This is a genomic window from Variovorax sp. dw_954 (assembly GCF_018449755.1).
Classification (GTDB): Bacteria; Pseudomonadota; Gammaproteobacteria; order Burkholderiales; family Burkholderiaceae_C; genus Variovorax.
In genome coordinates, this window is record NZ_JAAVVD010000009.1 from 240,101 (window position 1) to 263,928 (window position 23,828).

Annotated in this window: 20 protein-coding genes; 13 read left to right on the plus strand and 7 right to left on the minus strand. The window is 65.8% G+C overall.

Features of this window, described 5'->3' with window-relative positions:
• Positions 1–156: 156 nt before the first annotated feature.
• Both HB681_RS16650 and pyk read left to right on the plus strand, forming a co-directional pair.
• On the plus strand, positions 157–1,410 hold the full coding sequence (locus HB681_RS16650; RefSeq protein ID WP_213955990.1) for a glycerate kinase: 1,254 nt from the start codon (positions 157–159) through the stop codon (positions 1,408–1,410).
• Positions 1,407–2,831 carry a pyruvate kinase gene (pyk, locus tag HB681_RS16655; RefSeq protein WP_213955956.1) on the plus strand — a complete coding sequence of 475 codons (1,425 nt, stop codon included), beginning with the start codon at positions 1,407–1,409 and terminating at the stop codon, positions 2,829–2,831. Before HB681_RS16650 ends, pyk begins: the two co-directional genes overlap by 4 nt.
• A 22-nt stretch (positions 2,832–2,853) precedes the next feature.
• Here pyk and HB681_RS16660 read toward each other — a convergent pair whose 3' ends face one another.
• On the minus strand, positions 2,854–3,309 hold the full coding sequence (locus HB681_RS16660; RefSeq protein WP_213955957.1) for a hypothetical protein: 456 nt from the start codon (positions 3,307–3,309) through the stop codon (positions 2,854–2,856).
• A 313-nt stretch (positions 3,310–3,622) separates the two neighbouring features.
• On the opposite strand from HB681_RS16660, the gene adh reads away from it, so the two are divergent.
• Positions 3,623–5,143 carry an aldehyde dehydrogenase gene (gene adh / locus HB681_RS16665; protein ID WP_213955991.1) on the plus strand — a complete coding sequence of 507 codons (1,521 nt, stop codon included), beginning with the start codon at positions 3,623–3,625 and terminating at the stop codon, positions 5,141–5,143.
• A gap of 23 nt (positions 5,144–5,166) precedes the next feature.
• Positions 5,167–5,574, plus strand: a complete 408-nt coding sequence (locus HB681_RS16670) for a DUF779 domain-containing protein (RefSeq protein ID WP_213955992.1) — start codon at positions 5,167–5,169, stop codon at positions 5,572–5,574.
• Between the two features lie 65 nt (positions 5,575–5,639).
• Here the strand turns inward: HB681_RS16670 and HB681_RS16675 are convergent, their stop codons facing one another.
• The 3 genes from HB681_RS16675 to pedF all read right to left on the minus strand — a co-directional run bounded on the left by HB681_RS16675 (position 5,640) and on the right by pedF (position 7,967).
• Positions 5,640–6,434: an alpha/beta hydrolase gene (locus tag HB681_RS16675; protein WP_213955958.1), complete on the minus strand. Its 795-nt coding sequence runs from the start codon at positions 6,432–6,434 to the stop codon at positions 5,640–5,642.
• 116 nt (positions 6,435–6,550) lie between these two features.
• Entirely contained in the window at positions 6,551–7,405 is an 855-nt protein-coding gene (locus HB681_RS16680) for a transporter substrate-binding domain-containing protein (protein ID WP_213955959.1), read from the minus strand.
• A 22-nt stretch (positions 7,406–7,427) separates the two neighbouring features.
• Complete coding sequence (gene pedF, locus HB681_RS16685; protein ID WP_213955960.1) at positions 7,428–7,967, minus strand: cytochrome c-550 PedF; 540 nt, start codon at positions 7,965–7,967, stop codon at positions 7,428–7,430.
• 245 nt (positions 7,968–8,212) lie between these two features.
• Between pedF and HB681_RS16690 the strand changes: the two genes are divergently transcribed.
• From HB681_RS16690 to HB681_RS16730, 9 genes are all read left to right on the plus strand, one after another.
• Positions 8,213–10,372 (plus strand): sigma-54-dependent Fis family transcriptional regulator, encoded by a 2,160-nt coding sequence (locus HB681_RS16690; protein WP_213955961.1) that lies wholly within the window; start codon positions 8,213–8,215, stop codon positions 10,370–10,372.
• A 219-nt stretch (positions 10,373–10,591) separates the two neighbouring features.
• Positions 10,592–10,855, plus strand: coding sequence for a pyrroloquinoline quinone biosynthesis peptide chaperone PqqD (gene pqqD / locus HB681_RS16695; RefSeq protein WP_213955962.1), 264 nt, complete (start codon positions 10,592–10,594; stop codon positions 10,853–10,855).
• Between the two features lie 2 nt (positions 10,856–10,857).
• The gene (locus tag HB681_RS16700) at positions 10,858–12,981 is read left to right on the plus strand and encodes a 4Fe-4S binding protein (RefSeq protein ID WP_213955963.1); all 2,124 of its coding nucleotides are present in this window, start codon (positions 10,858–10,860) and stop codon (positions 12,979–12,981) included.
• Positions 12,978–13,970: an FAD:protein FMN transferase gene (locus tag HB681_RS16705; protein ID WP_213955964.1), complete on the plus strand. Its 993-nt coding sequence runs from the start codon at positions 12,978–12,980 to the stop codon at positions 13,968–13,970. Before HB681_RS16700 ends, HB681_RS16705 begins: the two co-directional genes overlap by 4 nt.
• A 326-nt stretch (positions 13,971–14,296) precedes the next feature.
• The gene (locus HB681_RS16710) at positions 14,297–15,580 is read left to right on the plus strand and encodes a TULIP family P47-like protein (protein WP_213955965.1); all 1,284 of its coding nucleotides are present in this window, start codon (positions 14,297–14,299) and stop codon (positions 15,578–15,580) included.
• A gap of 95 nt (positions 15,581–15,675) precedes the next feature.
• On the plus strand, positions 15,676–17,418 hold the full coding sequence (locus HB681_RS16715; protein WP_213955966.1) for a TULIP family P47-like protein: 1,743 nt from the start codon (positions 15,676–15,678) through the stop codon (positions 17,416–17,418).
• A 9-nt stretch (positions 17,419–17,427) separates the two neighbouring features.
• The gene (locus HB681_RS16720; RefSeq protein ID WP_213955967.1) at positions 17,428–19,014 is read left to right on the plus strand and encodes a TULIP family P47-like protein; all 1,587 of its coding nucleotides are present in this window, start codon (positions 17,428–17,430) and stop codon (positions 19,012–19,014) included.
• 2 nt (positions 19,015–19,016) lie between these two features.
• On the plus strand, positions 19,017–19,814 hold the full coding sequence (locus tag HB681_RS16725) for a TULIP family P47-like protein (protein WP_213955968.1): 798 nt from the start codon (positions 19,017–19,019) through the stop codon (positions 19,812–19,814).
• 95 nt (positions 19,815–19,909) lie between these two features.
• Positions 19,910–21,349: a TULIP family P47-like protein gene (locus HB681_RS16730; protein ID WP_213955969.1), complete on the plus strand. Its 1,440-nt coding sequence runs from the start codon at positions 19,910–19,912 to the stop codon at positions 21,347–21,349.
• A 299-nt stretch (positions 21,350–21,648) separates the two neighbouring features.
• Here the strand turns inward: HB681_RS16730 and HB681_RS16735 are convergent, their stop codons facing one another.
• The 3 genes from HB681_RS16735 to HB681_RS16745 all read right to left on the minus strand — a co-directional run bounded on the left by HB681_RS16735 (position 21,649) and on the right by HB681_RS16745 (position 23,824).
• Complete coding sequence (locus tag HB681_RS16735) at positions 21,649–22,371, minus strand: hypothetical protein (protein ID WP_213955970.1); 723 nt, start codon at positions 22,369–22,371, stop codon at positions 21,649–21,651.
• 400 nt (positions 22,372–22,771) lie between these two features.
• Complete coding sequence (locus tag HB681_RS16740) at positions 22,772–23,389, minus strand: hypothetical protein (RefSeq protein WP_213955971.1); 618 nt, start codon at positions 23,387–23,389, stop codon at positions 22,772–22,774.
• Positions 23,390–23,548: 159 nt separating this feature from the next.
• Complete coding sequence (locus HB681_RS16745; RefSeq protein WP_213955972.1) at positions 23,549–23,824, minus strand: hypothetical protein; 276 nt, start codon at positions 23,822–23,824, stop codon at positions 23,549–23,551.
• Positions 23,825–23,828: the final 4 nt, after the last annotated feature.

Here is a 23,828-nt window from a genome sequence, read left to right on the forward strand (position 1 = left end):
GCCTTTGCCGGCATCCCTTCCTAGACTGCCCGCAGGCCGGTCCACGGCCCTGCGCCGACGGCGAATGTCCAGCCACCCGTGGACCCATACCCCAAATCCAGGAGACATCACTTGACCACGCCAACCCAGCCCGACAGGCGCCCCTTGCTGCGCAGCATGTTCGACGCAGCCGTCGCCGCGGCCCAGCCTGCCCTCTGCCTCCCACCGCATCTGCCGCCGCGCCCGAAGGGCCGCACCATCGTGATCGGCGCGGGCAAGGCTTCGGCGGCCATGGCGCGCGCACTGGAAGACCACTGGGACGGCCCGCTCGAAGGCCTGGTCGTCACCCGCTATGGCTATGCCGTGCCTTGCGAACGCATCGAGATCGTCGAAGCCGCGCATCCCGTCCCCGACGCGGCGGGCTTGCAGGCCACCGAGCGCATCCGACGCCTCGTGACCGGCCTCAGTGCCGACGACCTGGTGATCGCGCTGATCTCCGGCGGCGGCTCTTCGCTGCTGGTCGCGCCCGGCCCGGGGCTCACGCTGGCGGACAAGCAGGCGGTCAACAGCGCCTTGCTCGAATGCGGCGCGAGCATCTCCGAGATGAACTGCGTGCGCCGCCATCTGTCCTCCGCCAAGGGCGGACGGCTGGCGGCAGCCTGTCATCCGGCGCGGGTGCTGACGCTGCTGATCTCCGATGTGCCCGGCGACTCGCCGATGGACATCGCCTCCGGCCCCACCGTCCCTGACACGACCACGAGCGCCGACGCGCTGGCGATCATCGAGCGCTACCGCATCGAGGTGCCGCCTGCGGTGCTTGCCCTCCTCCAGAGCCCTGAATCCGAAAGCGTCAAGCCCGGCGACCCACGCCTTGCGGGCTGCGAGACGCGGATCATCACCGCGCCGCAGATCGCGCTGGAAGCCGCCGCCGAAGTGGCCCGGGCCGCGGGCTACGCCACCTACATCCTGGGCGACAGCCTGGAAGGCGAGGCGCGCGATCTGGGCAAGGCATTCGCCGGCATCGCACGCCAGGTCGCCCTGCGCGGCCAGCCCTTCCCGGCGCCCTGCGTGCTGCTGTCCGGCGGCGAGACGACAGTCACGATCAAGGGCAACGGCCGCGGCGGCCGCAACGTCGAGTTCCTGCTGGCGCTGGGCGTCGCCCTCGACGGACTGCCCGGCGTGCATGCCATCGCCGGCGATACCGACGGTGTCGACGGCATCGAGGAGATAGCAGGAGCCTGCCTCTCGCCCGACACCCTGGCACGCGCCTGGGCCCGCGGCATCCACCCACGCAAGAGCCTGGACAACAACGACGGCCACGGCTTCTTCCAGGCGCTGGGCGACTCCGTCATCACCGGCCCCACCCTCACCAACGTCAACGACTTCCGCGCCATCGTCATCGACGGCGCATCCACCACTGGAAACACATGACCACGCAACGTCCCTGCAACGCCAAGATCGTCGCCACCCTCGGCCCGGCCAGCGCCGACCGTTCCACCATCGAGGCGCTGGTGCGCGCCGGCGCCGATGTGTTCCGGCTCAACTTCAGCCACGGCACGCATGCCGACCACAAGCAGCGGCTGGACCTGATCCGCTCGATCGAGGCCGACATCGGCCGGCCCATCGGCGTGCTGCTCGACCTGCAGGGGCCGAAGCTGCGTGTCGGCACCTTCGCCAACGGTCCGGTCAAGCTGGTGGAAGGCGCGGCTTTCCGCCTGGATCTCGACACCGACAAGCAAGGCGACGCCACCCGCGCCCCGATGCCGCATCCCGAGATCTTCGCGGCGCTGAAGCCCGGCGCGGAACTGCTGCTCGATGACGGCCGGCTGCGGCTCAAGGTCCAGAAATCGGGCAAGGACTTTGCCGATACCACGGTGGTCAACGGCGGCATGCTGTCCGACCGCAAGGGTGTCAACGTTCCGGGCGTGGTGCTGCCGCTGTCGGCACTCACGAAGAAGGACCGGGCCGACCTGGACTTCGGCCTCACGCTGGGCATCGACTGGATCGCGCTGTCTTTCGTGCAGCGCCCGGAGGACATCGTCGAGGTCAAGGAGATCGTGCAGGGACGCGCGGGCATCGTCGCCAAGCTGGAGAAGCCGGCCGCCATCGAGGCGCTGGACGCGATCCTGGCCGAGACCGATGCGGTCATGGTGGCGCGCGGCGACCTCGGCGTGGAAATGCCGGCCGAGCAGGTGCCCGCGATCCAGAAGCGCATCGTGCGCGAATGCCGTCGCCTGGGCAAGCCGGTGATCGTCGCCACGCAGATGCTGGAGTCGATGGTGAGCGCGCCAGTGCCGACGCGCGCCGAGGCCTCGGACGTGGCCACGGCAATCTATGACGGCGCGGACGCAGTGATGCTGTCGGCGGAGTCGGCGTCGGGCAAGTTTCCGGTCGAGGCGGTCGCGATGATGAACCGCATCATCGAGCAGACCGAGGCCGACCCGCAGTACCGCGAAGCGATCGATGCATCGCACACGCGGCCGTCGGCCAACACCGCGGATGCGGTCAGCTGGGCGGCGCGGTCGGTGGCGGGGCTGCTCGACGTCGCGGCAATGGTCGCCTACACCAGCTCGGGCTCGTCGGCGCTGCGCATGGCGCGCGAACGGCCGCGGGCGCCGATCATCGGCATGACGCCGCGCCGCGCAACGGCACGGCGGCTGGCTCTGGTCTGGGGCGTGAACCCGGTGCTCTGCCACGATGTGATGAACGTGACCGAGATGACCGAGGTGGCTGTCGCCACCGCATCGAAGCAGGGCTTTGCGCAGCCGGGTCAGACCATCGTGATCGCGGCCGGCATGCCCTTCGGCGCGCCGGGCACGACCAACCTGCTGCGGATCGCGCAGGTCGAATAGCCGCGCGCAAGGCGACTACGGGCTAACAGCCGTAGTCGTCGTAGCGCCGGCTGCCACGCAGCGCCGTCATGGCAAGCGCGGTCAGCAACGAACTCGCTATGGCGGTGATCCACAGCGCCTTCACCGGTTCGTCGGCCACGAAGCGCGCGCACGACTCGTTGGCGTTGGCCACGCGCTCCTTCCAGTCGACCATCTTCCGGCCGGTCGAATTGACCGCGGCGCGGGCATAGGCCCGGCCGGTGCGCGCGGCATCGGTGGCAACCGTCTTCGCTTCGTCGGCGACATCCGCCGCATCGTCCAGGGCCTTGCTGCCCGCGGCCCTGGCATCCTGCGCCACCGAGCGGATCGAATGGGCGGCGTGACTCGCCACAGCGGCAGTGTTGGTCGCGAAGGCCTGCGCCGCATCGGCGGCGTCGCTGCCGGTCTGCCTTGCATCGTCGGCCAATTGGCCCGGGGTCTTGGTGTCGTCGTATTCCATGTCTTGAGTCCCGCTTTATGGAGGGCTGCCCAGCGCAACCCGAAACTGCAATTTCGCCGCCTGCGCGCGGCCACGGATGTGGGGCTGCGACAAAGACGGGCGTAGGCGAATGCCGGTTGGTTCAATCTGCAGCAATTGCTCCGCCCCGGCACAGCGCGAAGCTTAGCGCTGTCACAGCGACGCGCCCGCCGAAAACGGCAAATCCATTGCCTGACAGGCACTTGCATGCGCTGGCACGCGGTGGCGGCATGCTGGCCCGCGCATTGCGGAGTTGTTCATGCGTTCCTTCCTCAACTTCAACGGAGATGAATTCATGGACATGGCTGAAATGCGCAACCTGGGCATTGCGAACCCCTTCAAGAAGCAGTATGGCAACTACATCGGCGGCCAGTGGGTGGCGCCGATCGACGGGCACTACTTCGACAACCTGACGCCGGTCACGGGCCAGGCCTTCACGAGCATCCCGCGCTCCAACGCGAAGGACATCGAGGCCGCGCTCGACGCCGCGCACAAGGCCAAGGCCGCATGGGGCCGCACCTCGCCCACCGAGCGGGCCAACATCCTGCTCAAGATTGCTGACCGCATGGAGCAGAACCTGCAGACGCTGGCCGTGGCCGAGACGCTGGACAACGGCAAGCCGCTGCGCGAGACCATGGCTGCCGACATCCCGCTGGCCACCGACCACTTCCGCTACTTCGCCTCGTGCATCCGCGCGCAGGAAGGCGGCATCAGCGAAATCGACCACGAGACCTATGCGTACCACTTCCATGAGCCGCTGGGCGTCGTGGGCCAGATCATTCCGTGGAACTTCCCGATCCTCATGGCGGTGTGGAAGCTGGCGCCGGCCCTGGCTGCGGGCAACTGCGTGGTACTGAAGCCGGCGGAACAAACGCCCGCCTCGATCCTGGTCCTGATGGAGATCATCGGCGACCTGCTGCCCCCGGGCGTGCTGAACGTCGTCAACGGCTTCGGCCTGGAATGCGGCAAGCCGCTGGCATCGAGCCCGCGCATTGCCAAGATCGCCTTCACGGGCGAGACGACGACGGGCCGGCTGATCATGCAATACGCCAGCCAGAACATCATCCCTGTGACGCTGGAACTCGGCGGCAAGTCGCCCAACATCTTCTTCGAGGACGTGTTGTCGGCCGACGACGCCTTCTTCGACAAGGCGCTGGAAGGCTTCGCGATGTTCGCGCTGAACCAGGGTGAGGTCTGTACCTGCCCGAGCCGCGCGCTGATCCAGGAATCGATCTACGACCGCTTCATGGAACGTGCGATCAAGCGCGTCGAAGCCATCACGCAAGGCCATCCGCTCGACAGCGGCACCATGCTCGGCGCGCAGGCCTCGCAGGAGCAGATGGAGAAGATCCTTTCCTACATCGACCTGGGCAAGCAGGAAGGCGCGCAATGCCTGACCGGCGGCGAGCGCAACGTGAAGACCGGCGAGTTGGCATCGGGCTACTACATCAAGCCGACTGTGTTCAAGGGCCACAACAAGATGCGCATCTTCCAGGAGGAGATCTTCGGGCCGGTGCTGTCCGTGACGACCTTCAAGACGGAAGAGGAAGCGCTGGAGATCGCCAACGACACGCTCTACGGCCTGGGCGCCGGCGTGTGGAGCCGCGATGGCGCACGCGCCTTCCGCATGGGCCGCGGCATCCAGGCCGGCCGTGTGTGGACCAACTGCTACCACCAGTACCCGGCGCATGCGGCGTTCGGCGGCTACAAGGCGTCCGGCATCGGCCGTGAGAACCACAAGATGATGCTCGACCACTACCAGCAGACCAAGAACCTGCTGGTGAGCTACAGCCCGAACAAGCTGGGTTTCTTCTGATCGAGCCCTTGATCGAGCCCACCATGTCGTCCGATGCGCAACTGACGGAGGCGGCGGCGGCCGCCGTCAGCCGCGTGTCCGTGACGCCGGCCGCGCAGGCGCTCATCGAGCGTCTGCGCGCGGAGCATGGCCCGTTGATGTTCCACCAGTCGGGCGGCTGCTGCGACGGCAGCGCGCCGATGTGCTTCGCGCTGGGCGAATTCATCACGGGCGATGCCGACATCTGCCTCGGCGAGATCGCGCAGACGCCCTTCTACATGAGCCGCTCGCAGTTCGAGTACTGGGAGCACACCCACCTCATCATCGACGCTGTGCCGGGCAACGGCGGGATGTTCTCGCTGGAGCGCCCGACCGGGCTGCGATTTCTGACGCGCTCCCGCTTGTATGAGGACGCGGAGTGGCAGGTGCTGGAGGCGCGGGGGCGGCCGTAGCGCACTGTCCGCACTGTCACTTCGGTCCTTCTGTCTGCCCGACGGAAGGGCCGGCATGAACCCTCTCAGTCCGAGGACAGCGACGCGAGGAATTTCTCGATCGCCGGATTGACCACGTCGGGATGCGTCAGGTTGGCGGCATGACCGGCGCCGGGCACGGTGACGACCTCCGCATTCGGCAACGCCTTCGCCATGGCCATGGCTCGCGACAGTTCGATCGCCTGGTCGGCCTCTCCATGGACGACCAGCGTGGGCACCTTGATCTCCGCCATGCGTTCGCTGATGTCGTCGCGCGTGGCCAGCGTGGTGAAGCATTGCAGCAGGTTCACCGGCAATAGCTGCTTCCACTTGGCACGCCATGGCGCTGCGCCCGACCATCCGTCGCCGAGGATGATGTGCTCGATCACGCCGGCATTGACATCGGTGAGCCCGTTGCGCTGCCAGTCTTCCAGCAGCGCCTGGTGATGTGGCATCTGTGCCGGGTCTTCCTGCATGGCCTGCGTATCGATCAGCACCAGCGCGCTCACGAGGGCCGGATGGGTCAGCGCACAACGCAGCGACAGGTAGCCGCCCTGCGACATGCCCGCGAGCACGGCGCGGCGGATGCCCAGGTGGGCGAGCAAGGCGGCGAGGTCGTTGGCCGAATCGTAGTAAGTGAAAGGCGCGCACTCGTCGGTGGCAGTGCGGCCGTGGCCCCGCTCGTCCCACACGATGCAGCGGTAGCGCGACTTCAACGCAGCCACCTGCGGCTCGAACATGGTGCCGTCCATCAGCAAGCCGTGGGAGAAGACGATGGCGGGGCCGTCACCGCCGCTGTCCTCGAAGTAAAGGTTCTGGCCGTTGACCTGTGCGAAAGGCATGTGTTCTCCTGTGTTGAAGCCCACATTGAGCACAGTCGGCAACAGGCTGTCCATCCGGAGTCACGCGGCTTGCGCGCGCCAGGCGCCTCACGATAAGCAGGGCCGCGTCCTTCGCGTCACGCAGCCTGCCACGCCACGTTCGCGCCCTCGAACATCTTGCGCAGTTGCCCGCTCGTGCCCAACTCGTTCATCGCCGTTTGCAGTGCCTGGGCGAGATCGGTCGCGTCCTTCCTGACGGCCAGCCCCACCGCCCAGCCATCGCGCGGTGCGCGCGGCACGGGGATGGGCCCGATCGCAAAGCGTGCATCGCCGCGCAGCACCGACTCGATCTCCGACGCCATGCCCGCCGCCGCCGCGAAGTCGCCGCGCTGCAGGGCCGTCGCGGCCTCGACGCCATCCTTCCATTGCGTGTCGAGCTGGTTGCGGTAGGCGCCGTTGTCGGCGCCGATCATGAGCCAGCCGGCCAGCGACTGCCCCGGCACTGCGACCCGCGCATCGCCCAGCGCGGAGAGCGTGTCGAGCCGGGGCAATCGATCGAGCCGGCGCGCCAGCACGATGCGCTCCCGGTAGTACGGCGCGAGGATGCTGACCTGCGGCGTCGCTTCGATCAGCGGACGGTCCACCGGCACATGCAGCAGCACGTCGGCCGGGCCGTAGCCGAGGTAGTGGCCCTTCCAGACCATGTTGCGCAGGTCGTCGTTCATGTTCTCGTCGGCATTGAAGGGCAGCAACGAGCCCTTCACGCCCAGCGACTGCCCAAGCGCCTGCGCGATCTGCACGTCGATGCCCTGCCCTGCCACGTGGAACGGCGGCATGTCCTTGTAGATCGCCACGGTGAGCGTGCCGCGTTCGCGGATCTTCTCCAGCGACGCTGCGTACGCGACGCCCGAGACGCCCGAGGCGGCGGCAAGGCCGGCCGCGCCGAGCCAGCGCAGGCAGTCGCGGCGCGACGGTCCTTCGTTTCGATTCATGTCATGTCTCCTTCTGCGAAGGTCACATCGGCTTGTCGCGCCGCGTCTCCAGGTAGGCCTTGATCGACCAGATCGCCTCCTGGTTCATCACTCCCTCGAAGGGCGGCATGTAGACCGCGCCGTTGCGCGTGCGGCCGTGGCGCACGGTGGTGAGGAAATAGTCGTCCATCTCCTTGATGCACGCGGCCTTCTTCGCGGCGTCCTTCAAGGCGGCGCAGTCGTTGTCGATCTTGCGCAGGTCGGGCGCGATGCCGCCCGAGATCGCCTCGATGCCGTGGCAGCGCGCGCAGTTCTGGTTGTAGGCGGAGGTGCCGATCTTGATGGCCGGCGCATTGCCGCGATACGGGTTCTCCGGCTTCCAGTCCTTGCCCAGCTCGGGCAGGCCGGTCGTGTCCACGGCCTGCGGGGTCACGTCGCCATGCGACCAGGCCAGCGTGGCGCCGGCCAGGCAGCCCGCCGCCACGAGCAGCACGCCCGCCTTGCGCAGCGCGTTGCCCCATCGGCCATCCGCATGCTCGACAGCGTCGCGCGCCCGCCCTGCCTTCGAATCGAATCTCGTCATCTGGGTCTCCGTTCAAGTGAAGTGAAAACATGAACGGATGCGCAAACGCCATGCCACGCCAAGGGTGTTGCAGGCGGGAACACAAATTGCGTTGATTGCCCTGCGTGTGGCATCCTGTGTGACGGCCAGCCGGCAAGTGACAGGGAGGGCGGACTCCCTGTGTGCCAGAACGGAACACATGGCCGGCCACGCGATGTATTGCGAACCGGACGACCTGCTCGCCTAGAAGCAGAGGAGACGAATCAATGGTTGAATCCCCCCGCGCGCTGCCCCCGGCGCGCAAGACCTGGTCGACGCCGGCCGCGCTGCCCATCCCCCAGCAGCCGGCCCGCACCGAGCTCATCGAGCAGTGGCATCAGCGCTGCGCCGCGCTGGGCCTCACGCGCATCGAACGGCCGGACTTCGAGCCGCTCATGCGCAGCGATCTCGCCGTGGCGCGGGAACGCAACCAGCGCCTGTTCACGCATGCTGCGCCGGTGATGGAGATGCTGTTCGAGCAGATCGTCGACACCGAAAGCATGATCGTGCTGGCCGATGTGACGGGCACGATCCTCCACTCCGTCGGCGACGACAAGTTCCTGCAGCGCGCCGACAAGGTCGCCCTGATGCCGGGCGTGAACTGGGCCGAGCACTCCAAGGGCACCAACGCCATCGGCACGACGCTGTTCGAAGAGGCGCCCACCGTGGTCCACGGCGGCGAGCACTTCATCCACGCCAACAACTTTCTCACCTGTTCGGCGGCGCCCATCTTCGACCCGCGCGGCAACATGCTCGGCGTGCTCGACGTCACCGGCGACCAGCGCTCCTACCACCAGCACACCATGGGCCTGGTGCGCATGTCGGCCCGCATGATCGAGAACCAGTGGCTGTCGGACGACTACGGCAACCGGCTGCGGCTTCACTTCCACAGCCGCGTGGAGTTCATCGGGACGCTGCTCGAAGGGATCATCGTGGTCGGCGGCGACGGCAAGATCCTCGGCGCCAACCGCAGCGCGCTGGACCAGCTCGACATGAGCAGCGCGGCGCTGCGCATGCACAGCCTGACCAGCCTGTTCGGCACCACCGCCCCGGCCGTGTTCGACCACTTCCGCTCGCCCTTGCCCGCGCCGATGACGCTGTGCCTGTCCAGCGGGCGGCCGTTCCATGTCAACGCCCGGTTCAACGGGCCGCAGCGTTCCATGGTCATGGAGCCGCAGATCACGAGTCCGGTCATCGACGTGCAGGCCCATCGCCGCGATGCCGGGGCCGAGGCCGGCAAGCGCTACGGCACGCTGGCCGGGGACACGGCGCATTCCGCCGACGGCACGCTGTTCTCCGGCCTGCACTACCTGAACACCGGCGACCCGCAGATCGCGACGCTGGTGCAGAAGGTGCAACGCGTGATGAACCGCGACATCCCGCTGCTGATCCTCGGCGAGACCGGTACGGGCAAGGAACTGCTGGCCCGCGCCGTGCACCAGGATTCGAACCGTGCCAAGCAGCCTTTCGTGGCAGTCAACTGCGCATCCATCCCGGAGTCGCTGATCGAGGCCGAACTGTTCGGCTACGAGGACGGCGCCTTCACCGGCGCGCGCCGCAAGGGCGCGGTCGGGCGCATCGTGCAGGCCAACGGCGGCACCCTGTTCCTCGACGAGATCGGCGACATGCCACTGCCCCTGCAGGCCCGCCTGCTGCGCGTGCTGCAGGAGCGCAACGTGACGCCGCTGGGCAGCCTCAAGTCCATTCCGGTGGACATCGCGGTCATCGGCGCGACGCACCGCAAGCTGCGCGAAATGATCGATGCCGGCACTTTCCGCGAAGACCTGTACTACCGCCTGAACGGCCTCGTGGTGCGCTTGCCCGCGCTGCGTGACCGCTGCGACCTCGACGTGGTGGCGCGGCGCATCCTGCTGGCCGAGTGCCCGCACGCCACGCCGGGCATCAGCCCGCAGGTGATGGCGCTGTTCAAGGGCTACGCCTGGCCCGGCAACGTGCGCCAGCTTGCGAACGTGCTGCGCACGGCCTCCGTCATGGCTGCCGGCGAAGGCCAGATCGCGGAGCACCACCTGTCCGATGATTTCCTGGAGGATGTGCAGAGCGCGCGGCATGCGCGCCCTCTTGTGGCTCCTGCGGCCGTGCCCGTGCCGCCAGCTGGCGCCGACGGGGCGCAGGCGCCTCATCAGCCTCATTTGCCTCATCTACAGCATGGCCCCGCGGCTGCCGATGCCCACGGTATTGCGGCCGGTACAGGAATGGCGCCGGTGCAAGCCGTGGCGGAGGCCGCCGTCCCGCGCACCCTGGGCGAAGCAGAAGTCGAACTCATCCGCAAGACGCTCGCGGATGCCAACGGCAACATCTCGGAAGCATCCAAGCGGCTGGGCATCAGCCGCAACACCATCTATCGCAAGCTTCGCTGGGGCAAGTAAGGCGCAGTGCACGCTGTACCGCCATTGCACGGCGGTGTGCCAGCCTGGAGCACTGCCCTGTCCCGCGGGCGCCCGTGGGCGTGCCGGCACCAGGGCAATCACTGATCTTTCTGCAGGGGCTGCGCCGGGCCGCACGGGCATGCGATTTGCGCAATCGACGCGCCCCCGGCAATTCCGCCCGGGGCTACAACGTGCCGCCGAGACGCCGCAGCAAAGACCATGATCACGCCCGATGCGCGCCCCTGCATGTCGCCCCGGCTCCACATGCAGTTCGAGCCCACGCAGGACAGCTGGGTGCTGCTCTTTGCCGAAGGCCCGGTGCAACTCAACGCTCCGGCCGCGGAGATCCTGCAGCGCTGCGACGGCAGGCGCACAGTGGACGAGATCGTCGCCGAGCTGGAGATCGTGTTCGCGCAGGCGCCCTTGCATGACGACGTGGTGGTCTTCCTGAGCCAGGCGCTGCAACGCGGCTGGCTGCAGTAGGCATGGCGAGCCTGCGCTGGCCGTGGACGGCCTGGCTGCTCGCGCTGGTGCTCGGCTTGCTGCTTGGCGCCGCGGGCCCTGCGCAGGCCGGCGTGATGACGCGCGACGACATGCGCAAGGCATTTCCGGCACCGCTCTCCGTGGGCGAGAAAGACACGCAACTGCCGGTGTGGCCCATCTTCAGGCAGGACGTGACCACGCCGATCCTGGCCGGCTACGTCTTCGAATCGATCGACTTCGCGCCCATACCCGGCTTCTCCGGCACGCCGCTCAACCTGCTGGTGGCGCTCGATCCCAAGGGCGCCTTCCTCGACGTGCGCGTGCTCTCGCACCATGAGCCGGTGTTCCTCGAGGGCCTGGGCGAGGCGCCGCTGTTCCGCTTTGCCGACCAGTACAAGGGGCTGTCGCTGCAGCAGAACATCAAGATCGGCTCGAATGCCAACCGTGGCGAGGAGCGCGGCAGCGCCAACGTGTACATCGACGGCGTGGCCAAGGCGACCGCCTCGGTGCGCATCCTGAACCAGAGCCTTCTGTCGTCTGCCCTGCGGGTGGCGCGCGCCAGGCTCGGCTTCGCTGGCGGACAGGACCCGGACCAGGTCGCGCGCGTGCGGCGCGACACCTATGCGCCCATGGACTGGAATGCGCTGCGCAAGGCCGGCCTGGTCCAGCACCTGGCGATCACCCATGGCATGGTGGAGAAGGCCTTCGAGGACAGCGGCGTGGAAGTGCCGGTGGCGGGACGGGAGAACGAGATCTTCTCGACGCTGTACGTCGCGTACCTCAACGCGCCGTCCGTGGGCCGCAACCTGCTCTCCGAGCCGGGCTGGCAGCACCTGCTCGGGCGCATCGACGACGGCGACCATGCCCTGCTCGTGATCGCCTCCGGCCCGTATTCCTTCGTCGGCGACAAGTTCGTGCGTGGCGCGGTGCCCGACCGGCTCACGCTCAAGCAGGGCGACCTGCCCCTGGAGTTGCGCGACCTCGACCTGGACGATCCGCTGAAACTGCCGGCCGACCTGCGCGGCGCGGATGCCAAGGTGTTCCGCGTGATCGGGCCGGCCGGCCTCGACCCGGCGCACACCTTGAACTTCGCGCTGCGCGTGACGCGCGACAAGGGCATGGTCTACCCCGAGCGCATCAGCCGCAGCTTTGCCGTGCCCTACACGCTGCCCGCCGACCAGGTGACGCTGCCGGAGTCGGACAACAAGGGATGGCAGGGCATCTGGCGCGCGCGGGCCTGGGAACTGGCCGTGCTCGCCGCCGCGCTGGTCTTGCTGGGCGTGGTGCTGGCCCGGCCGAAATGGATCGTCGCGACGCCGACGCGGCTCGCGCGCTTTCGCACGGGCTACCTCGTATTCACGCTGGTCTTCATCGGCTGGTTCGCGCAGGGGCAACTTTCGATCGTCAACATCACAGCGCTGGTCCAGGCGCTGGTGGCCCGGCGCGAACTGGCCTTCTTTCTCTACGACCCGATGACGGTCGCGCTGTGGGCCTTCGTCGCGCTGACGCTGGTGGTGTGGGGGCGCGGTACCTTCTGCGGCTGGCTCTGCCCCTTCGGCGCGATGCAGGAGCTGGTGGCGCAGGTGGCGCGCTTCGCGGGCATCCGCCGAATCAAGCTGCACCGCGACCTGGATGCGAAGCTGAAGTGGGTCAAGTACGCGGTGCTCTCGGCGATCGTCGGGCTGGCCGTGGTGTCGCCGACATGGACCGACAGCGCGGTGGAAGTCGAGCCCTTCAAGACCGCGATCACCCTGGGCTTCGTGCGCTCGTGGCCTTTCGTCGCATGGGCCGCCGGGCTGCTGTTGCTCAATGTCTTTCTCTACAAGGGCTTCTGTCGCTACCTGTGCCCGCTGGGCGCCGGGCTCGGCCTGCTCGGCCGCGTGCGCCTGCTGCGCTGGATTCCGCGCCGCAAGGAATGCGGCACGCCCTGCCAGACCTGCCGGCACCGCTGCGAGTACCAGGCCATCCGGCCGAGCGGCGCCATCGTCTACGAGGAATGCTTCCAGTGCCTGGACTGCGTGGCCATCCACGACAGTCCCCAGCGCTGCGCACCGCTCATCGCCAGGGGGCGCGCCCGTGTCATCGCGATCCGTCCGCTGCCTACGCTGGCCGGGAGCGAGGCGTGAAGCGGCGGCAGTGGCTTCGCGCGACCCTGGGGCTGGGTGCGCTCGCGGGGCTCTCCGGCCTGTCGCCGGCGGTGAAGTCGCTGCGCTGGGAGCAACGGGCGATGCTCGGCTTCGGCACCACGCTTTCCTTGCGCGCCGCGCACGAGGATGCGGTCGTGCTCGAGCGTGCGCTCGATGCCGGCATGCAGGCGCTGCGTCGCATCGAAAGCCAGATGAGCCTGTTCCAGCCCGACAGTGCGCTGTCGCGGCTCAATCGCGACGGCACGCTGCATGCGCCACCCGATGAACTGGTCGACATCCTCGATATCGCGCATGCCGTCTCGCGCGACAGCGACGGCGCCTTCGACGTCACGGTGCAACCGCTGTGGCTCGCCTTCGAATCAGCCCGACGCGCAGGACGCTTGCCGACCGCACGCGAGGTGAACGAGGCTCGCGCCAAGGTCGACTGGCGTGCGCTCGACGTCGCCCCCCGTCGTATCCGCTTCGATACACCGGGCATGGCGGCCACGCTGAACGGCATCGCGCAGGGCTATGCGGCCGACCATGTGCGAGCGGTGCTCGCATCGCACGGGATCCGGCATGCACTGGTCGATGCCGGCGAGTTCGCACCGCTTGGCGCCAACAGCAACGCCAGGCCCTGGACGCTCGGCATCGCCGATCCGCACGAGCAGTCCGCGCTGATCGCAAGGCTCATGACGGATGGCCGCTGCATCGCCACCTCCGCCGACAACCTCAGCAGCTTCAGCGCCGACCATCGGCACCACCACATCTTCGACCCGCACACAGGCTATTCGCCATCGGCGCTGTCGTCCGTGACCGTTGTTGCGGACACGGGCGCGATGGCCGATGCGTTGACCAAGGTGTTCTTCGTCGCCGGACCTGCGCAGGCGCGTGTGCTGGCGCATCGGTGGCAGGTCGATGCGCTGTGGGTCGACAAGGCCGGCCGATGGGAGGCCACGCCCGGCCTCCGACTCGAACGGAACATATAGGTCCGCCGAAGCTACGCCAAGCAGGCACCAGTTCACAGTGACATAGCGCACACGCTTTCGTTGCGATTGGACACTGTTCTCGCAAATCGAATCCTCATAGATTCATGACCTCGGGCACACAGCCCCCCATGCCACCTGGAGCAATGTCATGACATCCACCTCACGCACGCGGTTCCGGCCGGCCACCACCCAGCGACCGGCCGCGGACGACCTCGTCTAGCGCCGCAAGCCTCAGCCCCCCAGCCTGGTTGATCCAGGGCATCTCGAGCGAGACGCCCGGGGATCCGTTCGTCCAGCGTTTCCCGAACACGAAGGAGTTGCGTGCCATGAACACAAACGGATGGGACACCATCTCGGTCCTGAACATCGAGCAGGTCAACACCCAGCTCAAGACCCGCCTGGGCGCCCTTGTGATGACCTTCGCCACCTCGTGGCTCGATGGTTTCTCTGGCTCCTACACCGCCACCGGCAACTTCGGACCGTGGTCGATCACAGGGGGATCGGGCTCCGACATCTACCTGACGCTGCCCATCACATCCGGCTCGCTGCAGGCGCAGGGCTCCAGCGCCGCGCCGACCGACATCAGCGGCATGTCGGTCACGGTGATCGTCAACCTCGAATGGGTGCCCGCCGTCGTCACGCCGCAGGGCAAGAGCCTGCAGTTCGCGCTGTCATCGGTGACGGCGCCCGGGGCGACGCGGCAGCCGGGCGGCATCTACGTCAAGTCTGTGACCGATCCCAGAAACACCGGCTTCGGCGCCGAGGTGGGCAGCGGCATTGCCAACGCGCTGCTCGACAACAAGGACAAGATCACCTTCATCTTCGCGCAGACCGGCGTCGTTGATTTATCGACCGCCACCTGGCTCGCACCCAGGCAGTCGACCTACAGCTTCCAACAGCCCGGCGGCGGCAACGCCCAGTACCTGGCGATCCTCAGCGTCGTGGACGACCGCGACATCTCCACGCTCAGTTCCAACATCGATGCCGGGATTGCCTCGACGCAGTACCCGCTCTCCTTCGTCATCTCCGGCGACCTCTTCCTGCAGTACGTGATCCTGCCGTCGCTGACCAAGGCGTTCACCGACGCGAATGCCAGCACCTTCGCGTACGCCAATGGCCAGATCACCGTGGTCCATCCCTTCGACCTCGACAAGGTCAAGTCCGGCGCGATCTGGTACACGCCAAACGTCACTTCGATGGTGGTGACCATCGACGCCAACGCGCTGAAGAACGTCACCAGCGGCAGTGTCTATCTCGACATGCCCAACGCGTACCTGGACTTCTCCGCCACGACCGTCAACGTGCTGACCTACGACCCGGCGAGCAAGGCCTTCGGATTCCTCAAGGACCCGAACCCGACGACCAGCACGAAGGACCGCGTGCCCTGGTACGACTACTTGCTGACCCTGGGCGCCATCGGAGCCGCCATCACGGCCATCGTGCTGGCGGCGGTGGAGTCCGGGCTGGCGGGCAGCCTGGCCGGCTCGGCCCTGGCCGGCAGCCTGTCCGATGCGCCTGCCACCTCGGTGACCTGGCAAGGACTGGGCCAGATCACCATCGCCGCCGGCTCGCTCAACGACTGCTTCCTGCTGCAGGCGAACGTCGCCTGACTCACAACGCCGGTGCGGTCTCGATGCGATCGCCTGGTGTGACCAACCGCTCGTTTGCGGAGCCTTTACTCAACGTCCTGCCAGAGAGGTAACAGATGACCACCACCACCACATCCACCCAATGCGCCGCGAACCCCACGCCGCCCGCGGCGGGGCGCGCGTCGACGAACAACTGGGACACTGCCTTCGCGCTGAACTTCGCGAACGCCAACAAGGCGATCAAGGCGCAGAAGAGCTCGCCACCCTCCTTTGCTGGCACCAAGGCCGGCGGAGGGTTCAGCGGCCCGGCCATCGCCGTCACCGGCACCTTCGGCGACTGGCAACTGAGCGGCGGCAGCGGCTCGCTCGCCGAACTCACGCTGCCCATCTCGGGAACCGCCACGGCGCAGCAGACGCCACCGGTCGCCCTGCCCTTCAACGGCTCGGCGGTCATCCAGATCTCGCTGCAGTACCTGCCCCAGCCCGGCGCGAGCGTGCCGACCAGCAACGCCACCGGCGGCACGACCAATGCGCTCAAGCCCAACCTCACGACGACCGACCCGGTGACGCAGCCGATCGTCTCCATCATCAGCCTCACCCTCAACCCCGAGGCGGCCGATGCCAAGGATGCCGTCCAGGATGTGCTGGAGGCTTGGCTGCTGGCCAACCTCGGCAGCTTCAACCACACCTTCGCGGCCATCGACCTCGGCGCCGTCGCCGACAAGGACCAGTTCCAGTGGCTCAACCCGACGACGGTCGGCTACGGCATCAACAACCCCGTCGGCGCCAAGCCGGATGACTACGTCTTCGGCGTGCTGGCGATGACCGAGGGCCGGACCGGCACCAACCTCGGCCACGACATCTCGCCCAACATCATCCCGACCGGATGCAACGCGGGCTTCCTCATCTCGCAGGAGCGCTTCCTCAACAAGATCATGCTGCCCGGCATCGAGAAGCTGTTCCTCAACGCCAGCAACGCCGACTTCAACGTCACTGCCGACGGCTCCACGATCACCAACGTCAACAAGGTGACCTTCCACGACTTCACGAGCGCGAGCAAGTCCGGCGACACGGTGAACATCACCGGCGCGAACCTCGACGTCGGCAAGTTCACGCTGATCGCCAACGTCACGACCATCTCGATCAACTTCACCGACCTCAACTTCCCGTGGAACGGCGGCGACTACACCGTGCACATGGACTACACCGGGGAGTCGGAGCTCTACATGGACGCGGCCAGGCACTTCCAGGCGTGCACGGTCGGCAAGCCGAGCCTGGCCGTGACGGTCACGCAGTCCTCGGCGTCCAAGTGGACCAACCTCATCGTGGGCATCGTCGAGGGCATTGCCTTTGCCGTGGTGGGTGCGGCCATCGGCGGCGCCCTCGGCCCCGTTGCCGAGGGCGCTGGCGAAGCCATCGAGGAAGGTGGGGCGAGCGCGGCCGAGGCGGTCGAGGACTCCGGCGACGCGCTGAACTTCAGCGGCGACCTGCCGGCGGACGACGACATCACCAACCTCGATGAGGAAAACGCCGAAGCGGACTCCGACGCTTCCGAGGAAGTGGAGAACGCCGACAACGAGTCCTACAAGTCCAAGTTCGAAGGCTTCTTCCGCCGCAACTGGCGAAAGATCCTCGGCATGGCGATCGGTGGCGCGGTGGGTGCCGCGGCGGCGAAGTTGCCCGACATCCTCGAGGCCTATTCCGAGAACGACCTCGCCAACATGCCCACGCTCGACGAGTTCGTCGACTACTCGGTCGCACCGGTCGCGTGGCCGGGCCAGACCGGCTACACGCTGCAGAACCTCTCGCTCAACGAGTCCCTGCAGATGGGTCTCAACGTCCAGATCTCATCCACCTGAGGAGCCATCATGACAAGCATCAGCACGAACAACTGGGACACCGCATTCGGCACCAAGTTCAAGGACGCCAACGCGGCCATCGTCGCCCAGAAGACTTCACCGGCGTCATTCACCGGCAGCCACTCGGTGGTGGGCGGGTCGATCGCCGTGACCGGCACCTTCGGCGACTGGCAACTCAGCGGCGGCTCCGGCTCGCTGTTGCAGATGACCCTTCCCATCACGGCCGGAACGGTGTCCGGCGCGGGCCAGGCGCAAGCGTCGTATGCCGGCAGCGCCGTCATCCAGATCAGCCTGGGCTTCATCCCGCAACCGGGCAACACGGTGAACGACCTCAAGCCGGACGCCCATGCGCCCGCATCGGTGCTCAGCCTCACGCTCGCTTCGGGCCCCGACTCCGCAAGCGACGCCATCAAGGGCGCGCTCGGTGACTGGCTCAACACGAGCCTCGACCAGTTCAACCACGTCTTCGCCGCGGTCGACCTCAGCACCTCGGTCGACACCGGCGACTTCGCCTGGCTCCAGCCGACCTACCTCGGCTACGCGATCTACACGGAGAACTTCGCGAGCGTGGACGACTACCTGTTCGGCGTGCTTGCCATGACCGAGAACAGGACCGGCTCGCGGCTGTCTCCCGAACTCGACCCGGGGATCATTCCCGCCGGGTCGGACGCGGGCTTCCTCATCTCGCCCACCTGCGTCATGCAGCAGATGTTCGAGCCCCATGTCGCGGACCTGTTCAAGGGCGACACGCCGGCCAGCTTCGACTACCTGGACGCCGGCATGACGCTCTACAACACCACCGTCCTGGGGCTGCCCGACTTCACCCTGTCCGACGGCCACAAGGTCACCGACGCGAGCATCAACGCCGATGGCTTCAGCCTGGCGATCGGGTCGGGCTCGGTGGTCATCGCCTTTACCGGACTCACCTTCACCTACAAGCCGGGCTACACGGTCACGGTCGACTACCGGTCGGTCAACGCGATGGCGACCGACAGCGACGGCCACCTCCAGTTGACGCAGACCGGCGCGCCCACGGTGTCGATGAGCATCTCCGAAAGCTCGGGACAGAAGTGGAAGGAGATCTGGGAGGGCATCGGCATCAGCATTGCCGCGGCCATCGTCGGTGCGGTGATCGGCGGCGTGGCAGAGGCCGGCCTCGCGGCACGGGCCGCGGCGAACGCGATCAGTGCCGGCGTGGACGCCAGCGTGGACGGAACCGTGAGCATCGAGCTCAACCCCGTCGTGGCCGCGCTGAGCCCCCAGGAGCAGTTGCAGGCGGACATCGCCGCCCTGAAGTCGGCCGTCACGCAACTGAAGAACGCGGACGCCGCGGTGGGCTTCGCGGGCTTCTTCCGTGCCAACGCGTTCAAGCTGCTCGGCGCCGCGATCGGCGCGGCCATCGGCGGCAGCGTGGGCAGCATCCCCGCGATCCTCGACGGGTACGCCGACGACGACAGGGACCGGATGCCCACACTCGACGATTTCGCGGCCAATGCGATCGGCAGCACGCAATGGGCCCAGGGGACGAGCTACACGCTCACATCGGCGGCGCTGAACACCTCGCTGCAGCTCGGCCTGACGGCGGCGAAGTCCTGACCATGGCTACGCCCGCCTCCACGTACGGCTGGGACATCGTAGTTGCCACGCGCACGAGCGTGGTCAACGCGGGACTGGTCGATCCCGGGCCGCAGCCGTTCGACGAGACGGTTGTCCACGGCGGAACGTCGGTGCATGCCGTCGGCAGCACAGGTCGCTGGCAAGTGACCGTCGGGGGCAGCGGCGCACTGGTCAACTTCGTCGTGCCCTGCGCCACGCTCACGCTCAGCAGCGGGGGCAAGACGGTGCAGTTTGCCGAGGGGCAGTTCGAGGTGCAGGGTCGGCTTGTACTTGCCCCGGCCCGTGGCGGGAGTCGGCAACTCGTGGTCGCGACGGGGCCGGGCGCGCTGACGGTGCTCGTCGCGAGCTTTCCGCAGCCGGGCTTCGAGGCATATCCGCCCTACGCGACCTCGGCGTTGCAGCAATGGCTCGACGCGCAGGCCTCGCTGCCCTACGTGCTGGCAACGGTGGCGCTGCGAGATCCCGCCGCCAGCGGACCGGGCGCCGCGCTGGCGCCTGTCAGCGCCAGCTATGCCTATGCCGACGCGACGGGTGGCGGGGGCGTGCTGGGCGTGCTCGGCAGCGTCACCGACGGAACGACGATCGGCGCGCAACTGCTGCAGGAGGTGTCCCCTGACGCCGTCACGACGACCGATACGGCGCTCCTCGTCAGCGCTGCGGTGCTCCAGCAGCTCGTGAATGGCGCCGCGTCCGCCGTCAAGCTCCCGGGCACTCCGGGGTCCGCCTGCACGGTGCACGACCCCGTCTCGTTCAGCGTCGTCACAAAGGGCACAGCATGACCGCCGCCGCCACCGCCGCACCGACCGCAAGCCCAAGCCCAAGCCCAAGCCCAAGCCCAAGCCCAAGCCCTGCACCAGCCGCCGGCCCCGGCCTGATGGCCGACACCTACGGCTGGGACACCGTCTTCGCCATCCGCGCGGACGACGTCAACGCCGCCATCAAGACCCTCGCGACCTCGCCCAAGACCTTCAGCGCCTCGACCACTGACCCGCACACGCAGGCCACCATCCAGGTGAGCGGCACTTTCTCGGACTGGGCCATCACGCTGGGCGGCAGCGGCAAGCTGCTCCACGTGAGCACGCCGGTCACGTCCCTCGTCGCAGCCGGGACCGTGAATGGCCAGCCGGTGAGCTTCACCTACGGCGCGGGCAGCTTCGAGATCGAGGTGGAACTCGAGTACGTGCCGCACACGGACCCGCCTCCTCCCGGCGCAACGGGCACCTTCCACAAGCTCATCGTCAAGGCCACCCCGCCTGTGCCGCAGCAGCAGGTCGTCACCGTCCTCGGAGGCTACGATTTCGGCAACAGCACCGACCCGCAGCACCTGCCCTTCGCGTCCGTCTCCGACGACGTCATCGCGGCGATGCAGACCTGGTTCAATGCCAACCTCGGCGACTTCGAGCACGTCTTCGCCACCGTCAACCTGGGCCGCGACGCCGACCAGGGCCAGTTCGCCTGGTTGCTTCCGACGTACTCCAGCTACGCCTACATCGACGGCGCAACGCTCGACACGAGCATCCTCGGCATCCTCTGCATGACCGGCGGCCGCGACGGCACAGCGCTGGACCAGGAGGTGTCGCCCAACGCCATCCCGGCCGGTTCGCGGGCCGGCTTCCTCATCGCGCCGGAGCGCTTCGTCAACGAGATGCTGTGGCCGTCGATGCCGCTCGTCTATGCCGGTGCAGCGACGACCGACTTCACACCGCGCAGCGACGGCACCGGCCTGACCCTCGCCAACGGTCCGGTGTCCATCAAGGACATGGTGGATTCCAGCGGCTCGTCGCATACGACCGTGCTGCAGAACTTCGAGCTGTCCACCGCCGATGCCACGCTGACGATCGATGCCACGACGCAGACCGAGGTCTCGCCAGGCATCCAGGCCTATACGCACAACGTCGCGTCGTACACGATGGCGCTGCACCAGGCGAGCCCGACCGTGCAGACGATCTACTACGTGCAGTCCGGCAAGGTGACGGTCGAGCACTGGACCGAGGAGAGCGAGGGCGTGAAGCTCACCAAGATATTCGAGGGCATCGCGGCGGCGCTGATCACCATCGCTGTCGGGGTGCTGACTGACGGTGCGGGCTTCGTCATCGCCGCCGTGGTGATGGGTGTGCTCGCGGGCGTGGCCGCCAAGGTGCCGGACATCATTGCCGATGCCAATACCGACGCCGCGCCGTCGATCAGCCTGCTCACCTTCAATGCGGTCGACCCGCTGCAGTGGAGCGACCAAAAGGACTTCACGCTGGACCAGGTCTCGCTCAACTATTCGCTGCAGATGGGGGGGACGCCGCACTTTGGCGGGGGGGCGTGAAATCCAAGGCCTCGTTCGCCGGGTTGTTCCCGATTACAAATTCCGAGCGTCCATTGCCCTTGGGGTCATTAACGCAACTCAGCAAATTCGGCCGCTACAGAGCGCCCATATCTACATGCAAAACAGGCGTGATGTATGAATACTCTTCGGCTGACGCAAGGTCGAACAAAAACGTTCGACGGAAACTTCAGCCACAATCATCAATGGTAAACCGCATTGCTCCCTTAGAGCCGGCATATGTCGCTACGCCGGGTACTTGCTCCGACATCCTCAGCAAAAAATCGGTCTTTCTACTTCTATTACTTTGGCCACAACTCGAGGATGCGCTCCATTAGCTGCAGTCGAGGCGCAAGTTGCGGACCCGCGCCTGCTTTCACAGGACTTGCCAGACCTCTTCTAAATATATTTGCCATCGCCTCGACCGACTGACGATTCAATCCCTTTTTAATCATATCAATCACCATCGATCGATTTAGAGATTGCGTTCTTGCCACCGTCGCCGCGACCCCTTGTGCAGACGTCCCCTCGCCCCACTTGACGATATCGGCAATTTCTCGGTTTCCAAGCAGTGCCCCTTCCTCGGCCGCCACAGTTTGAGGAGTTGCAATACGGCGCGGAAATCTTGAACGCGGGGCAGCAGAGGCAGACATGCCAATGCCCATCGTCAAAATGAATATTACAGCAGGCAATGTGCCTACAATAAAATTGAAATTGTAGTCATCCATGATTTTGAGTATCGCTTGCTTGGCATCCCAAAGGCGCGGCGCAGACGAAGAATTAATGCTATTCGGAAACAATCGATTTTGCTGACCCACAGTGACTTCTGCACGCGCTGAAATAGCGGCTTCCCTCGACATTCCATAGCCGACAATTTCGGAAATATTAAAATCAATCAGCGCTGCGTCACTGTATTCCAGAATTACCCATGTTGATAGATTGCCATGCTCGCTGCGGTAGGAGATGTCGTAGTAGGCAGCCGTGAAGTTATCCAGATAGCGATCAGAGGAATAAGGGGTGGTCATATTTGAGCTACCATTTGATAAAATATCTGGGCGCCACAAGGCGTTGCAGTCCCCCTGAACGTCGAGGCCGAGCTTGAGGCGTCCGCTTCGGGACGTCACAATGCCGTTGCCTTACGGCATTCAAGCCTATTTATTCCTCGTATTGGTGAAACATGAACATTGGACCTTGCCCCGCACCAACCTCCAACTGGATCGCCATCAGCAATGGTGAGTCATCAGAATTATCTGCCACTGAGGAGATCTGACGTTTGGACGATAAAGAGGCACTATTGCGTTCTGCAGGATGCTGGGAACACTAAGTTTCAGATCTAGAACCATTTTTCCTGAGCTCTTTTTATTCCAGTGCAAAGAAAATAGCTGGTGTGATTTCGCCTTGGGTCGCATGCCCCTAATTCTCGAGTCAACGCTTGATTGGCCGAACCCCGTCGGAGTGTAGGAACTGTCCGCCAATTTCCGAGTATGCTGGCATCGCCAGAATAGCGCTTCTTAACGTTGCTTCTTGAAAAGCGTTCACTCGATTACCAGTCAACAAGGTATCCGCAATCGAAAGCGCCGCCGGCAATGTCCTCCGATCTATCGCGCCGGGGTAGTTGCTCGCCCGAAGCCCGCCAAACCGAAGATAAACCGCCTGCACAATCCATGCCAACATTTCATCATAAATGGTAGCTGCCGCCTTGCCGCGCATATCCGTTCGCACGTGAACGGCCTCATGAATTAAAGCAGACTTATAATACAACGAGCTCGCAACATCAAACTGGACCATTACAACGTCATATTTATGTATCGTTTTGGCAGTCCCCGGATTGAGGGTTGGATCGTGGACGACCAGCACCTGACCGCTTTCAACCACGTGCATCACTTTGTGTAGCGATACAGAATTTATGTGAGCGCCGTGGAAGCGAACATTGATCGGAAAGGCTGCACTACCTCGTAAAACCTGCGCCATCATCGGCCCAACATTCTTAAAGTATCTGCTGACCATCAGACGTTGTTTTAAATAGTCATCCACTTTATTCATGGATCGCTTCCTTTAATACTAGGTCGCTGGCGGCATGAATTGTCATAACATTAATCCCCGTAGAAGCCGTTGCGCGGATAGTCGCAATCGACCGGTGTGGCCTCGAATTTCTTTGAAGAATCGGAACGTTGGCGCTACCGAGTTGCCGGTTCTGCCTCCTTACTGGGTCCGCCTTCCCCGTCCTTGCTTGCGATGCTCCGTAGTGCCGTCGTTTTGCGCGCAGAACCATAGCGTCCTTACCGACACGCGGCGGCCGGGAGCGAGCGTGCGCCAGAACATCAAGTCGGCATTGGTCGGCGGATCGCTTTTGATGCGGAATTGGAATTCACCATGAACACTCCATAAATCCGTGCATTCACCGCGATTCTGCTGAATCTGTCGGCCGATCGATTCCCGGTCCGAGCGCACGTATTCGATCGCGAGTCGAATAGCCAAATTT